Annotated in this window: 12 protein-coding genes; 4 read left to right on the top strand and 8 right to left on the bottom strand. The window is 73.7% G+C overall.

Features of this window, described 5'->3' with window-relative positions:
* Positions 1–7: 7 nt before the first annotated feature.
* The 4 genes from galE to POL72_RS28275 form a co-directional block, all read right to left on the bottom strand.
* On the bottom strand, positions 8–1,024 hold the full coding sequence (gene galE, locus POL72_RS28290; protein ID WP_272098940.1) for a UDP-glucose 4-epimerase GalE: 1,017 nt from the start codon (positions 1,022–1,024) through the stop codon (positions 8–10).
* Positions 1,025–1,162: 138 nt separating this feature from the next.
* A complete protein-coding gene (locus POL72_RS28285) occupies positions 1,163–3,619 on the bottom strand; it encodes an ABC transporter substrate-binding protein (RefSeq protein WP_272098938.1) in 2,457 nt (818 codons plus the stop codon).
* A gap of 169 nt (positions 3,620–3,788) precedes the next feature.
* Positions 3,789–4,166 carry a type II toxin-antitoxin system RelE/ParE family toxin gene (locus POL72_RS28280; RefSeq protein WP_272098936.1) on the bottom strand — a complete coding sequence of 126 codons (378 nt, stop codon included), beginning with the start codon at positions 4,164–4,166 and terminating at the stop codon, positions 3,789–3,791.
* Entirely contained in the window at positions 4,163–4,441 is a 279-nt protein-coding gene (locus POL72_RS28275) for a type II toxin-antitoxin system prevent-host-death family antitoxin (protein ID WP_272098934.1), read from the bottom strand. The genes POL72_RS28280 and POL72_RS28275 overlap by 4 nt, the downstream gene beginning before the upstream one ends.
* Positions 4,442–4,590: 149 nt before the next feature.
* On the opposite strand from POL72_RS28275, the gene POL72_RS28270 reads away from it, so the two are divergent.
* On the top strand, positions 4,591–8,988 hold the full coding sequence (locus POL72_RS28270) for a hypothetical protein (protein ID WP_272098933.1): 4,398 nt from the start codon (positions 4,591–4,593) through the stop codon (positions 8,986–8,988).
* 178 nt (positions 8,989–9,166) lie between these two features.
* Here POL72_RS28270 and POL72_RS28265 read toward each other — a convergent pair whose 3' ends face one another.
* Both POL72_RS28265 and POL72_RS28260 read right to left on the bottom strand, forming a co-directional pair.
* The gene (locus POL72_RS28265; RefSeq protein WP_272098931.1) at positions 9,167–10,195 is read right to left on the bottom strand and encodes an OmpA family protein; all 1,029 of its coding nucleotides are present in this window, start codon (positions 10,193–10,195) and stop codon (positions 9,167–9,169) included.
* A 228-nt stretch (positions 10,196–10,423) separates the two neighbouring features.
* Entirely contained in the window at positions 10,424–11,500 is a 1,077-nt protein-coding gene (locus POL72_RS28260; protein ID WP_272098929.1) for an RNA polymerase sigma factor, read from the bottom strand.
* Between the two features lie 105 nt (positions 11,501–11,605).
* Between POL72_RS28260 and POL72_RS28255 the strand changes: the two genes are divergently transcribed.
* From POL72_RS28255 to POL72_RS28245, 3 genes are all read left to right on the top strand, one after another.
* Entirely contained in the window at positions 11,606–12,214 is a 609-nt protein-coding gene (locus POL72_RS28255; protein WP_272098928.1) for a L,D-transpeptidase family protein, read from the top strand.
* Positions 12,215–12,319: 105 nt separating this feature from the next.
* Positions 12,320–12,745 carry an EVE domain-containing protein gene (locus tag POL72_RS28250; RefSeq protein ID WP_272098926.1) on the top strand — a complete coding sequence of 142 codons (426 nt, stop codon included), beginning with the start codon at positions 12,320–12,322 and terminating at the stop codon, positions 12,743–12,745.
* 32 nt (positions 12,746–12,777) lie between these two features.
* Entirely contained in the window at positions 12,778–13,503 is a 726-nt protein-coding gene (locus POL72_RS28245; protein ID WP_272098924.1) for a hypothetical protein, read from the top strand.
* A gap of 196 nt (positions 13,504–13,699) precedes the next feature.
* On the opposite strand, the gene POL72_RS28240 is transcribed toward POL72_RS28245, so the two are convergent.
* The gene (locus tag POL72_RS28240; RefSeq protein WP_272098922.1) at positions 13,700–13,843 is read right to left on the bottom strand and encodes a hypothetical protein; all 144 of its coding nucleotides are present in this window, start codon (positions 13,841–13,843) and stop codon (positions 13,700–13,702) included.
* A 199-nt stretch (positions 13,844–14,042) separates the two neighbouring features.
* The gene (locus POL72_RS28235; protein WP_272098921.1) at positions 14,043–14,216 is read right to left on the bottom strand and encodes an HAD family hydrolase; all 174 of its coding nucleotides are present in this window, start codon (positions 14,214–14,216) and stop codon (positions 14,043–14,045) included.
* Positions 14,217–14,540 lie beyond the last annotated feature (324 nt).

Genomic DNA, 14,540 nt, shown 5'->3' with positions numbered 1-14,540 from the left:
CGCGGCCCTAATCGGCGAACCCCTTCGGGTTCTGCTCCTGCCAGCGCCAGCTGTCGCGGCACATGGTCTCGAGATCTCGCTCCGCGCGCCAGCCGAGGAGCTTCACCGCGCGCGCCGGATCCGCGTACACCGAGGCAACGTCCCCGGGGCGGCGCGCCACGATCTCGTGGGCGACGCGCCTCCCGCTGACCTTCTCGAACGCGGCGACCATCTCCAGCACGGAGTGTCCCCGCCCGGTGCCGAGGTTGACGGTGAAGCTATCGCCGACGGTGAAGATGCGGTTCAGGGCGGCGAGGTGCCCGAGCGCGAGGTCGACCACGTGGATGTAGTCGCGCACGCCGGTGCCGTCCGGCGTCGGCCAGTCGCCCCCGAACACCCGGAGCTTGTCGCGCCGCCCCACGAGGACCTGGGTGATGAACGGCGTGAGGTTGTTCGGGATCCCGTTCGGATCCTCCCCGATGAGCCCGCTCTCGTGGGCGCCCACGGGGTTGAAGTAGCGCAGCGACCCGAGCGACCAGCCCCCGGTGGCCGCCACGTCGCGGAGGATCTGCTCCACCATGAACTTGGACTGCCCGTAGGGGTTGGTCGGCCCGAGCCGGCTCCCCTCGTCGAGCGGCACGCGCTCGGGATCGCCGTAGACGGTGGCGGACGAGCTGAACACCAGCTTTCGCGCGCCCCGCGCGTCGAGCGCCTTGAGCAGGCACACGGTCCCCGCGACGTTGTTCTCGTAGTACGAGAGCGGCTTCTCGACCGACTCGCCGACGGCCTTCAGCCCCGCGAAGTGGATCGTCGCGTCGATCGGGTGCTCGGTGAGCAGCCGATCCAGGAGCGCCGCGTCGCGGATGTCGCCCTGGATGAATGTCACCGGCTTCCCGGCGATCCGCTCCACCCGCTCCACCGCCGCCTTGCGGCTGTTGCAGAGGTTGTCGAGGATCACCACCCGGTAGCCCGCGTGGAGGAGCTCCACGCAGGTGTGCGAGCCGATGTAGCCCGCGCCTCCGGTGACCAGGATCGTCTTGCTCATGTCGTTCTCCCGAGAGGGTCTGTACCGCGCTCGCGTCGATGAGGCCACGGCACAGGCCGCCGCGTCAACGGGGACCTCAGGGCGCGGCCGGCCCGGCGCCGCAGTCACGTCAGGGCACGTCCGCCACGTCAGTCCACGTCAGGGCGCGCCGAGCCGCCCCGGCGTCGGGAACTCGAGCTCCGGAGACGCGGTCTCGTTCGACGGGTTGTCGCGCCAGCTCGGGTCGTTCCACAGCCACTTGACGAGCTGAAGGCCGCGCGAGTTGCCCTTGAACCCCTTGACCCACGGCTTCACCAGCGTCGACTTCGTGTAGAAGTAGAGCGGCAGCTTGGGCATGCCGTCGAGGGCCCGCTTCTCCGCCTTGCGGAACGCGCGGATGCTCTCCTTCGGATCGGCCGTCGCCGCGGCGGCGCGCATCAGATCGTCGAACTCCTGGTCGGCCCATCCGGTCCGGTTCTGCGGGCTGTACGAGAGCAGCGTGCCGAGCCACGTCGCCGGGTGGTTGTACTCGCCGATCCAGCCGAACCGCACGACCTGGTAGTGACCGTCGCGCACGTTCTTGAGCATCACCTTCCACTCCTCGTTCCGCAGCGTGACCGAGATGCCGAGGTGACGCTTCCACATGTCCTGGACCGCGACAGCGATCTGCTTGTGGCCCTCGCTCGTGTTGTAGAGGAGCTCGAGCGCCGGGAAGCTCTTCGCCCGGTACCCGTCGCCCTCCCGGACGACCTCGTACCCCGCCTCGGCGAGCATCGCGCGGGCGCGCTCGGGGTTGAACGAGACGTCCGGCGACGAGAACGGATCGACCCCGAGCTTCCTGTCCTCGGCGACCGCCTCGTCATAGCCCGATCCTGTGTAGTCCGGGACGTAGTGCGTGGCCGGCATCTGCCCCGCCCGCGTGACCTTCTCGACGATCTGCCGCTTGTCGACCGCGAGGTTGAGCGCCCAGCGGACGCGGGCGTCGTCGACCGGCGGCTTCTTCGTGTTGAACTCGAACCAGTAGATGGAGAGGTACGGGTACCGCTGGAAATCCCGCTTGGTCGACAGCCAGTCCATGTGCTCGGCGGGCAGCGAGGTGTTGTCGCCCAGGTAGTCGAGATCCCCCGCCTTGTAGATGTTCATCGTGGCGTTGTAGAGCTCGACCTCCAGCCACACGACGCGGTGGATCTTCAGCTTGTCGTGGTTCCAGTACATCGGATTCCGCTTCATCGTGATCTCGTAACGGAACTTCCACTCATCGAGCGTGTAAGGGCCGTTGACCACGATGTTCTCGGGGCGGAACCAGAGCTCGGGCTCGCCGCGCTTCTCGAACGCCTCGATCACGTCCTTGCGCACGGGGAAGAGCGTCACGTAGCTGGTGAGATCGGTGAAGTAGGGCGTGGGCTGTTCCAGCTGCACGTCGAGCGTCAGGTCGTCCGTTGCCCGGACGCCGACAGCGCCGTCGTCCTCGACGAGCAGCGCGTCGGGCACGAAGCCCACGGGGGGGTCGCCTTGCGCGGCGCTGCCGGAGGGCGGCGCCGCGGGTTCGTACGTGGGGAGGCTCGTGTGCGGCGTGACGACGGCGTACGCCTCCGACCGCGGCGCGCCGCCCGCGCTCTCCTTGCCCGGGTTGCCGTTGCCCGCGGGGGGGACGAGCGCGCAGCCCGGGAGGAAGCCGCGCGCGCCGCCCCGCTCGATCTCGAACCACCGGTCGGCGGCGCCGTTGCACTTGCACGGCGGGCCCACGCGGACGATGTCGACGACGGCGCCCTGCCAGCCGCCGCCGGGCGCCGAGCCGAGCGGCGCCGCGCCGCCAGCGGCCGCGTCGCCCCCTGCCGCGCCGCCTCCTGCTGAGCCGCCTCCCGCTGCGCCGAACGAGAGCCGATCGCCTGCGCCGCCCTTCGCGTCGCCCTTCGCGAACGTCACGGCGGCGGAGCCCTCCGGCAGCGCCGCGAGGGGCGCGATCGCTGTGTCCACCTGGATCGGCGAGCGCGCCAGCACCACGACGAACGCCCCCTTCGGCAGATCGAGCGCGGACGGCGCGTCGGGCCGGGGGGCCGCGCGGAGGGGCGCGGCCTCCCGCAGCGCCTTGAGCTTGCCGAGGCTGAACAGCTCGCCGTTCTTCAGGACGTAGAGGTTCGTCGCGGCGAGCGAGGCCGTGGAGGGGCGCAGCACCCGCTTCCACGCGTACTCGAAGTCGTGCGCCGTCACCGGCTTGCCGTCCGACCAGCGCGCCTCCGGCCGCAGGTGGAACCGGAAGAGCCGGTTGTCGTCGCTCTGCTCCCAGTGGGTCGCGACCCCCTGCACCGGGCGGAGGTCGCCGGCGCCGTAGGTCGTCAGCCCCTCGAACATCTGCTGCACGAGCGTGGAGCTCGCCGAGTCGTTGGATTTCCCTGGATCCAGGTACTCGGGCTCGCTGCCGTTGTTGATGTAGAGCGTCTCTGTGTCCTTGCCGACGCGCGCGGTCGTCCCGGCATACCCGCCTTCGCCCTCGCTGCACGCCGAGAGCGCGAGGATCACGAGCCCGAGCGCCGCGGCGGCGCCGCGCGCCCCGCAACCGACGCTCCCGCCGCCCCCCGCGCCGCCGGCACCTCGTCGCTCCGAAGCCCGTTGCATATCGCGCAAGTAGCATGGCGCTCCGGGGGCAGGAAGACAGGGTTGCCCGGTCCGGGCGCCGCACCGGAGATACGCGCCCTCCCGCGAGGCACGGCAAGGCTCCGCGGAACGCGTCCCAGACGGCACGAGCGATCGACGACAGCAAGGAAAGTCGGCGACCGGTGTGCGATCACCGGCGCCAGAGCGCCTGCAAATCGAACGAGAGCTGGCGATGGTGCTTGATGGCCAGCAGATGGATCCGCTCACCGCTGAGCGCGTAGAGCAACAGGTACTCACCAGCGATGTACTCCCGCAGCGACGAGTCGGAGCCGAGGCGGCGCTTCAGCGCCAGGATCCGCGCCTCGACCTCCGCGGACTGTGGCGCACGCGCAAGGAAGTCGAATCCGAGCAGGGGCGAGACTTCCAGGCTCGGGATCACGTCCTCGAAGACGAGATCCAGAAGATCGCCGAAAGCGGAAGAGAGCCCCGCCTCCTCCAGAAACCGCCGGATCTCGTCCAGGTTCCGCTCGAAGTTCTCGGTGACCCGAACAGTGGCGCGGCGGCTCATCGGCGGTACTTGGCGCGGAGCTCCTCCACACTCATCGTGCGCCCGGCCTCGATATCGTCGAGGCCCCGATCCACCTCCTCCAGGAGCGTGAGGTGAATGTGCTCGCGTTCGAGGCGGTGATAGTGGTCCAGCCTGCGTGCGTCGACGAGGGCGATGTACCCCTCCCCGTTCCGCGTGAGGATCTTCTCGTGACCCGCGCGAACCTCGTCTGCGAGCTCCGTGAGCCGGGCCTCCGCCTGGCTCAGCGGAACGATGTCCTCGGGAGAAATCGCCATGCGGTGCCCCTGTCGCGTCGAGGTACAATGATCTGGTAACGGATCCTCGGGGACACCGCAACCTGGCGGGGTGCAGGGCGGCCGAGCTCCTCCGTCCGCGAGACGATCGCGGCCATGCCGCGGTCTTCGTGTAAGGTCGCGCGCGCGCCATGCTGCACGATCGCGTGTCCTCCTCGCCGCGCGCTCTCCCGCTCTGCTCCGCGGTGCTCCTCGCGCTGCTCGCCGCCGGCTGCGGGGGCGCGGCCTCCCCGGCCGCCACGCCGCCGCAGGCCGCTCAGTGCGATCCTGCGCACCTCGACGCGTGCGAGCGCGCCCTCGCCTCGGCCCTCGCGGAGGGCCGGCCCCCGCGCGAGCTTGCCCTCGGCTATGTCGCGGCCCGCGCCTTCCGCGACGCCGACGACCCGTGGGCGCTCTTGCTCCGCGACCTCGACCGGCGCGGCGGGACCGGCCCCCGCGCCGCGGTCATCGTCGAGGCGGGCGCGGAGCCCTCCGCCACGGCGCGAGCGCGTGCGGACGCGGCGAAATGGCTCCGTTCCGCGCCGCTGCCGCCCCCCGGAGCCCTCGGCGCCGACGCGCTGCTCCTCGCGCTCGGTGAGGCCCTCGGGTACGAGCACCTCGTCCACGCGCACGCCCGCCACGGCGCGGTCCAGCTCTTTCCGGCCGATCCGCTCGCGCCGTTCATGGCCGGCCTCGCGCCGATCGCGCGCGGCGACGCGTCGCTCTCGCGGGTCGCGGACGACATCGCGCTCGCCACGCTCGTCCGCCGCGCCTTCGGCGCCGCCGGCCGCTTCCGCTACGTCGAGGCCGCGGCCGCGGCCGACGCCCTCGCGGCCGCGGTGAAGGGGCGCGACCCGAACGACGAGCCGGTCCTGCGCGGCCGCTACGCGCTGCAGCTGCTCGCGACCGCCGGCGTCGCGCTCGAGGAGCCCGAGGACGACGCTCCCTTCGCGTCCTCGGCCCCCCGGCTCGACCCCCCGCCCGCGCCGGGCGACATGCCTTACGGCGACCTCCTCCGCGTGCGCACGGCCCGCGACGGCCGCGCGGCGTGGCGCGCCCGCGGCGCGGCCGTGCTGCGGGCCGTCCCCGCGGACCGGCGCGACGCGCTCGACGACCTGCTCGGCAAGGCGCCCGGCTGCGGCCGGGACCTCGCGCCCCCCATGGAAGGCCCGCGCGACCTCGTGTTCGCCGCGGCGCTCGCCGGCGCCCTCGCCCCGGGCGACCCTGGCGCTGCGCCCGCGAGCACCGCGGCGGCGCCGGGACGACGGCTCCCGCTCGACGCGTGGCTGCCGCGCTACGAGGCGCTCGTCCGCGCCGTCGACCAGACGAGCACCACGTGGGCCCTCGCGCCCAGCCTGCTCCACGAGCGCGGCCCCGCGCCCGCCGCAGGCCAGGCGGGCAGCGCCGTCCACCGGCGCGCCACCGAGCTGGGGCTCGCGCACCTCGCGGCGCTGCGCGCCCTCGCGGAGGCCGCGCCGCGCCGCTACCGCGCGCTCGCGCTGATCCCCCTCGCCTACAGCCCCGGGGTGCTCGCCGACGAGCCCCTCCGCGACGCCATCGTCGATCTCACGCAGGTCACCGTGCAGCGCCGCATGGCCGAGGCGCACGACCCGGAGGCCGTCCTCGGCGCGGCGCTCGCCGGCGTCTTCGCGGGCATGGCGTACCCGCCCGAGGTGCAGCCCCCGCACTTCCTCGCCCTGCAGGGCGCGCTCACCGCCAAGCTCCGCGGCGAGCTCACCGAGCAGGCCGGCTGGGGCGTCGCCGGCCTCTATGCCGCCGACGCGCTGTACCGGCTCGCCTCGGGTCAGGCGCCGGATCTCGCGTTCTCGTCCGCGCAGATCGAGCGCGCGCTCGCGTCCGCCCCGGCGCTGCCCTACCCCGGCCTCGCGGCGCTCGCCGCGAGCCTCTCCCGCTACGCCGCGCTCGGCGCCGCCGGCGGGCTGGATCCGCAGGCGACCGACGCAGCCAGGTTCCCCCCGGAGCGCCGGCAGGCGCGCGACGCGCTCCGGCGCGCCGTCGCTGGGCTCGCGGCGCGCGATGCCGACGCCGGCGCGGCCGACGCCGCGGAGGCGCCGCCGCCCCAGCTCGTCGAGGACGTCACCGCGCTGGCCGACGGCGTCCTCGCCGTGCTCCTCACCGAGCGCTCGCGCAAGCCGCCGCCGGCCGGGGCCGCCTGCGCCGCCGGGCGCGGGCCGAGCCCCGAGGCCCGCCGCGCCCTCGCGCGGCTCGGCGACGTCCGCCGGCGGATCCTGCTCGCGCCTCGGTACAGGCAGGGCGACGGCCCGTGGGCGCGCCGGGCGCGGCTCCTCGTGACGCTCCTCTCCGACGCGATCGATCTCCTCTCGGCGCCCGCACGCGCGCCGCGCGCCGCCGGCGCGGCGGAGCGCGTCGCTCCGCCGCGCTTCACCCTCCCGACCGCGGACGCCGAGGCCACCGTCGCCGCAGGCCTCTCCGGCTGGGTCGACCGCGACCTCGCCGACGCGCTCACCGGCGGCTACGCGCTCGCCCGCGCGCTCCTCGAGTCGTCCACCGCGGAGCGCTTCGCCGAGCGGAGCGGCGCCCCGCTCGGCCGGGTGCTCCGCGGGCTCTCCGCGGCGTTCCGCGACGATCCGGCGCGGCGCGGCGGCGCCGGACGAGGCCCCGCCGACGGCGCGCTGCTCGACGCGCTCGCGTCGCTCCCCGCCGCGCGGGACGGCGGCGACCTCAGGGGCCTGTTCGTCGGCTACGCCCGCGCGTTCTCGGCCCTCGGGCTGCGCGACCAGGCCGACCTCGCGCTGCTCGCCTCGCTCCTCGGCGCCGCCGTGCTGGGTGGGCCGCCGTCGCCGGACGCCATCGCGCTCGCGAACGACAGCGGCAGCCGGGTCGCCTGGGCGCTCTCGTACCTCGGCGAGATCGCGAAGGCCCGCGCCGGCATTGCCCCGGATCCGTCGACCTATGCAAGCGCCATGAGCAAGGCGTCGGACGACGCCTGCCAGGCGGCCGACACGGGCGACGTGCTCGCCCTCGTCGGCGCCGTGCGCGACTTCGCCGGCGGCCGGCGCGCCGAGGCGCGCGACGCCCTCGACAGCGTCCTCGCCGCCGCCGACGCCCGCGGCCTGCGCGTGCCGCGCATGACCTACCGCTACGAGGAGAAGACCGCGACCCGCGTCTTCTCGCTCAGCTTCGACGTCTCGTACGGCGCCGGGCTCCTCGAAGGGGCGAACAGCTTCCAGCTCGGCCTCGGCCTCCGCACCCGCGGCGAGCCCGAGGGCTCCCTCACCGCGGCGCTCGCGCCCGAGGGCTCGCCCCGGAGCGACGAGGACGCGGCGCGCGCCTACGTCAGCGCCGCCGCGCTCGCGGCCGCCTACCACTTCCTCGAGGGCGACGCCGAGCGCGGCACCGCCGCGGCGCGCCGGGCGATCGCCGCGCTCTCGTTCGGCCTCCGGTTCGGGCGGCGGGGGCTGCGCCCGGATCAGCCGCTCGCCTGGGGCCGGGACGCCCGCGCGCTGCTCGCGATCGACGCCCAGCTCGCGGCCGAGGCCGGTCACCCCTTCCTCGCGGGCGACCTCTGGACGCTCGTCCGCGGCCTCCTGCCGCCGGACGCGGACGACGCCGCGGTCGCGGCGCTCCTCGCTCCGCTCCCGACCGGCCTCGCCGCGGTCCCTGGGCTCGACCCGCTCGTCGCGAGGACCGCGCGCTCGCTCGCCGCGGTCGCCAGACCGCTCGCGTGCACCGAGGCCAGGGTCGAGCTCGGCGGCTACGAGGAGCCCGCCTGCGACGCCTACCCCCTCGCGCTCTCGCTGCGCATCGCCGACGTCCTCGGCAAGCTGCCGCACCTCCGGCGCGCGGGCAGCGCGGCCGCGTGCCCTGCCCTGCGCAGCCTCGACGGCTTCCTCACGGCGGCGGAGCGGGGGACGTACGACCCCGACGCGTTCTCGGCGGCCGTGGAGGCGCTGCGGCAGAGCGGCCGGCTCTACGACGCCGGCGTCATGCTGGCGCGGCAGCGCCGCGAGGGGCACTGCGGCCCCGTCGTGCTCGCCGCAGCGCGCGCGCTCGGCCGCGCTCCCTCGCTCGGCCCCGCGCTGCGCGCGGATCTGCTCAGCGTCGCGGTGCGCTGCGCGGCCGCGGCGCTCGACGCGAGCGTCGTCGACGATCTCATGGCGCTCGACGCCGAGACGCGCGCCCTCCCCGACCTCGGCCGCAACCTGAAGGTCGTGCTCTTCGCGACGGAGCTCGCCGTGCGCGAGCAGCGCTGGGACGTCCTCTCGCGGCTCTCGAAGCAGCCCGACTTCGTCGGCCGCTTCCGGGGTGAGAGCGAGAGCGCCGCGACGACGGCGCGCCTCATCGAGGCCGCCGCGGCCGTGCTCTCCGGCGAGCCTGCGCCGCGCGACGCCCCCGGAGACGGCGCGCGCGCCGCGCCGTGCGGCGAGGCTCTCGCCGGCGATCGCGCCGCGCTGTGCGCCGAGATCCAGCGCCTGCGCCCGGGCGCGCTGCCCGAGCCGCAGCGCCGGCAGGCCGCGCTGGAGGCGCTCACCAACCTGCTCGCCGCCGCGCGCGGACAGGCTCGCTAGCCTGCCCGCTGCCCGGCGCCGGGGTCATTCCGGCGGAGGTGGGGGCTCTTGAACCGCCAAGACGCCAAGACGCCATAAGACGCCATGATTCTTGTGTTTTTCTTGGCGTCTGATGGCGCCTTGGCGGTTCCATCATGGCCGCAGGGCCGGGAGCTCCTTCACCCCCGGCGCCGCGCGCCTACTTCACGCTGGCAGGCTTCGTCTCGGCCGGCTTCGTGTCCGCAGGCTTCGCAGCGGCCGGCTTCGTGTCCCCGGGCTTCGCAGCGGCGGGCGCGGCGGCGGCAGGCGCGGCGGCGGGCTGCGCAGCGGCCGGCGGCGCAGCGGCGGGCGCCGGTGCGGCAGGCGCAGCGGCGGGCTTCGCCTCCGCGGGCTTGGCGGCGGCCTTCGGGTCCACCGGCTTCGCGTCGGAGGCCTTCGCGGCGCCCTTCGGCGCGGTCGCGGGCACGCCGGCCGGCTTGAGGCCCTTGGTGGCGGCCGCGGCGCAGGCGAGCTCGACGCCGGTGTCCTTGCCGTCGAGCCGCATGATCTTGATCTCGACGCGGCGATTCTTCTCCTTCGCCTCCTCGGTCTCGCCCGGATCGGTCGCGCAGTGCGCCCCGTAGCCGGCGGCCCGCACGCGGTTCTTCTCGACCCCGAGCGCGGTGAGCGCCTTCACCACCGCCTCGGCGCGCTTCTTCGTGAGCGTCACGGCGGCGGCGTCGTTGGCGAGCTTCTCGGAGTAGGCCGCGACCTCGACGAACTGGATCTGCGGATGGTCCTTGAGGACCTGCGCGATGTTCGCGAGGAGTCCCTGCGAGGCGGGCTCGATATCGGGCTTGCCGGCGACAAAGGCGATCTTCTCGTTGAGCTTCACCTCGTTGCCGAGCACGGCGACCGGCGGGACGTCAGGACAACCGTCGTCGTCCTTGTAGCCGTTCTTGACCTCGGCCTCGGTCGGGCACTTGTCGGCGTCGGCAACGAAGCCGTCTCCGTCCGGGTCGGTCGACTTGCAGCCGTCCTTGGCGTCGGGCGGCAGGCCGTCTTCCTTCTCGGCGACGCACTTGTCGGTGCCATCGTCGAGCACCCCATCCGCGTCCGCGTCAGGGGGCGGCGCAGGCGGCGCAGGCGGCGGCGGCGCGGGCGGCGGTGCCGGCGCCTTCGCGGTCTGCTGCTGGGGCTCGACCGCGCAGCCGGCGTTCGCCGCGAGCAGCGACACTGCGAATGCCATTCCAAGCCATCTCGTCGTTCGCATCTCCTGGGCTCCTCTCCTTGGCGTCGTTGATGGCGCCGAGCGCCAGCGTGTTTAGACGACTACGCCGGAAACTGCGAGATGGATTCGTACGGCGGCGCGCCCCGCTCCCCCTCGAGAGCGCGTCGGCCCCCCGCTCCGGAGGCGACGGCGCGCCGCCGCGATCGGCGCGATCTCGGCGCGTCGTTTGCTCCTCGGCGCGAGCGGCTAGAGCTTCCCCGACGGCAAATCCATCTCGTCGAGCCCGCCGCCCGCCTTCGATTTCGGCGCTGCTTTCCTCGACTTGAGCATCTGTTCCTTGAGCATCTGCTCCGCGGGCACCGACGAGGTGGGCTTCTGTGCGGGCGGCGGCGCCACCTTCGGGCGCGGCTTCGGCGCGGGGCGCGAGTTGCTCTCGTCCTTCTTGTCGAGCTTCTCGTGGACGGGCCCCGGCGCCGGGGCCTTCTCCGTCGGCGCGCGGAGCGCCTCGAGCGCGCGCTCGCGCGCCGCGGCGATCTCCGGCGCGTCGCGGCCCGCCGGGTCGAGCCGATCCGCCTCGTCGAGCTGGTCCAGGCACCGGCGGAAGGCCGCCTCGTCGCACGCGCGCAGCGCCTCGGCCCGGAGCGACCTCGCGCGCTCCAGCGCGTCGAGCGGCGAAGGCGGTGCGACCGGCGGCGGAGGCCCGTCGGGCGGCGCGCTCGGCTGCGGCTCGGGCAGCGGCGCGATCATCGGCGCTTCGCTCGTCGACCGGAGGAGCCGGGCGATGAGGATCGCGAGGATGGCCAGCGCCGCGACCGCGGCGAGCTCGGCCATCCAGCGCTCCCGCATCCATCGCCGCATCCGCGACACGCGCTGCCGCACCCGGGCGGCGGGCACCTGCTCCTCGGCGGCGATGCTCTCGAGCTTCTCGCCTTCGCCTTCGCGGGCCATCCACGACAGCGTCTGCCGGGCGTCGCGGCTCGCGGAGGCCTGCTCTTCCGCCCAGCGCGCCAGCTCCCGCGCCTCGATGGGCGGCGGGCTGACCGGCAGATCGGGCAGCTCCGTCGCGGCCTCCCGCGCCGAGCGCCGGTGATGGTCGGCCACCTTGTGGCGCGCGATCCCGAGGAGCCAGCGCCGGAGCTCCGTCGGGTCGACCGGGCGCCCCGGCGAAGCGAGCGCGTCGCAGAGGACGGTTTGCACCACGTCGTCGACCTCGCCGCTCGGGACCCGCCGCCGCACGAAATCCTCGAGGGCTCGGCGGAGCCCCGGCTCTGCCAGGGGGTTCGTCGCGGGGGTGCGGTCCTCGGTGGTCATCGGCGTGCTCATCGACCCTGCATCGCGCCGCGGCCGCGGAGTGTGACGCGCCCGATCGAGAATACTGCAGGCCCCGGCCGGGCGTCACACTCTCCGGCGCGGCGCCGACGGTCGGGCATGCTCCTCAGGCCCCCTCTCGTCCTTGCCGCGGCGTTGCTCGCCGCTTCCCTCACCCACACGGCCCCCTCCCTGACGGCCGGCTCAGGCGGTGCCCCTCGTGCGGCGCCGTCCCAGCGAACGCCGCCCGCCACGGCCGCGCGGCGCGCTCCGAGGGCCGCTGCCTCGCCGCCGGTCACCGAGATCCGGATCGACAAGAGCGAACACACGCTCGATCTCGTCGCGGGCGGCAAGATCGTCCGGTCCTACCGGGTCGCCCTCGGGCCTGGCGGGCCGGGGCCGAAGCGCTACGAGGGCGACAAGCGCACCCCCGTCGGCACGTACCGCGTCGCGGGCCGCATCGACGGCCTGTTCCATCGGTTCCTGATCGTCAGCTACCCGAACGACGAAGACCGCGCGCGCTTCACCGAGCTCAAGCGGCGCGGCGAGGTCCCGCCGGGCCGCGGCGTCGGGCACAGCATCGGCATCCACGGCGTCGGCAGCGCGCAGCTCGCGGGCGTGCACAAGGAGAGCGACTGGACGCTCGGCTGCATCGCCCTCGACGACGACGAGATTGACGAGATCGCGCGACGAACGCCGGACGGCGCCAAGATCGTGATCACCGACTGAACGGGCGGTGCTAGGGTAGCCGGTCAAATCGACGGGCTGTCCGTCGAGGATGAGAGCGCGACGGCCAAGCCGGCGCCGCCCTCGCGCCTGCCCTGGAGATCGTGCATGTCTCGCCGTTACTGGCTGATGAAGAGCGAGCCTCAGAAATATTCGTTCGCGCAGCTCGTGCGCGACGGCCAGACGATCTGGGACGGCGTCCGGAACTTCGAGGCCCGCAACAACATGCGGGGCATGAAGCAGGGGGATCTCGTGCTCTTCTATCACTCGAGCGAGGGCAAGGCGGTCGCGGGCGTGGCGCGCGTCAAGCGCGAAGCGTACCCGGATCCGACGGCCGACGCCGACGAGGACTGGAGCGTGGTGGACATCGAGCCGGTCGCGCCGCTCAAGGTGCAGGTCAGCCTCGACACGATCCGCGGCGACGAGTCGCTGGCCGAGATCTCGCTCTTGAAGCGGTCGCGGCTCAGCGTGGTGCCCGTCTCGAAGGAGCACTTCGATCGGGTGCTGAAGCTGGGCAAGACCAAGATCGCTTGACGCGCGGACCCGGGGAAACGAGTAATCCCGGCGTGAACCTCCGCCCCGGAGCCCGACCCCTCGCCGTCTTCTTCCTAGGCAGCATCCTCGCCAGCGCCGCGTGCGGCGGCCCGCCCACGCCGTCCCCGATCGAGGGCGAGCCGATCTGCCCCGATTTCGAGGTCGGCGCCTCGCGCGCCCACATGCGCGGGAGCCTTCGCTTCCCCGTCACGCTGACGGTGCGCGAGGGCAAGGAGCCGATCACCCGGACGACGCTCACCGGGCGCCGGTCCAAGGACGATCCGCCGAGCCGCATCCTCCTCTCCGACCAGGACGCCGAGTACGAGATCGAGTGGGCCCAGTGCGAGAACGAGCGCGCGCCTCGGACCCACGTGGTGGGGCGCGAGGCGAAGCACACCGCGGAGTACGCGTGCGGCCACGCGACCGTGTACAAGACCGACAAGCTCGTCACCCGGAAGGGCGACGCCGCGTCGCGCACGGTCCACTTCGCGGCGCCCCCTAAGGTGGAGTGCTGGGAGAGCGAGCTCCCCCCTGCGCCCCCTCCGCCCGCGCCCCCCGCGGTGCCCGAGCAGACGCCGCCGGACGCGGGCACCGACGCCGACGCGGGCGCCGCGCCGGTGGACGCCGGCGCCACGCCGGCCGACGCGGGCGCCAAGGCGACGGACGCCGGCGCGCCCCGCGACGGGGGCGCAGGCGGCGTCGCGAAGCCTCGCCGCGCGGGGGCCGCGGATGCCGGCACGACCCCGCCCGGCCCCTAGGGGCTCATCGCGCTCCCGAGGCGAGACAAGCCTCGATCCATCGCCGGCCGGGTTGCGCACGTAGCAGCATTCCGATGGCCGCCGGGAGCAGGTGAGAGCATCCCCGCATAGGCGTTAACCAAGCGCGTTCGGTCACGCTCAGGGCACGAAGCCCGGCCCCCCCATTCACCCCATCATCGGCCACCAACGTAGACGTTTACGTAGTCGTGGTCGTGGTCGTGGTCGTGGTCGTGGTCGTGGTCGTGGTCGTCGACGGTAGGCCGTGAACGACCACGACCACGACCACGTTCACGTAAACGACCACGTTCACGTAAACGACCACGTTCACGTAAACGACCACGTAAACGTTCGGATGTAGGAGAGCGCGGCGCGAAGCTTGGTGAACGCCTATGGGAGCATCCCCGAGGGGTGCGCCCATGAGCACGTAGGACCTGCCCTGCTCGGCCGCCCGGAGGTTCCGCCACGAGCTCCCGGAAGTGCCGCTTTTTCTCCCCCGAGATGCGGGCGATCTCGGCCGCCGAGACCTCGGGACCGATCCGTCAGCGCACGAGATCGTCGTTGCGCATCCCGAACACCGCATCATGGTCAGCGTGGCCGTCGGAGCCCCCCGCGGCCCCGACCGCCTCGCGCCAGGCCATGAAAAGGAGCTCGCTGGAGTCGAACAGCTCCCCGTCCAGATCCCAGAGAACGGCCTTCGGATGCGATGGTGACATGAACGAGCGCAGGCAACCGTCGGTCGCGCCGCCCCCCATTTCTTGCTATCGCTGCCCCGCGCGCCTCCGCCGCCGCCTGGACCTCGGCCGCGCGCCGTCGCTGCCCGCACGCGACCGCTGTCCTCCGGGGATCCCGTTCCCTAAGAACGTGGTCCACCGGCGTTTCCAACGCCCCTTCCAACCTCCCTTTCCGCCCCGGATTCACACACCGTCTCATGTCCGCTCCGCACATGCCACCGCCTCCGGCGCCCCGCCCGTCTCCTTCACCTGAGAGCTCCCGTGAAGCTTCCGGCGAGAGCTCTCCCCGGCTCCCGCCACCCTCGT

The sequence above is a fragment of the Sorangium aterium genome (genome assembly GCF_028368935.1).
In the GTDB taxonomy this organism is placed as follows: domain Bacteria; phylum Myxococcota_A; class Polyangia; order Polyangiales; family Polyangiaceae; genus Sorangium; species Sorangium atrum.
The sequence above is the reverse complement of the archived record's forward strand: the minus strand, read 5'-3'. Positions and strand labels throughout refer to the sequence as shown.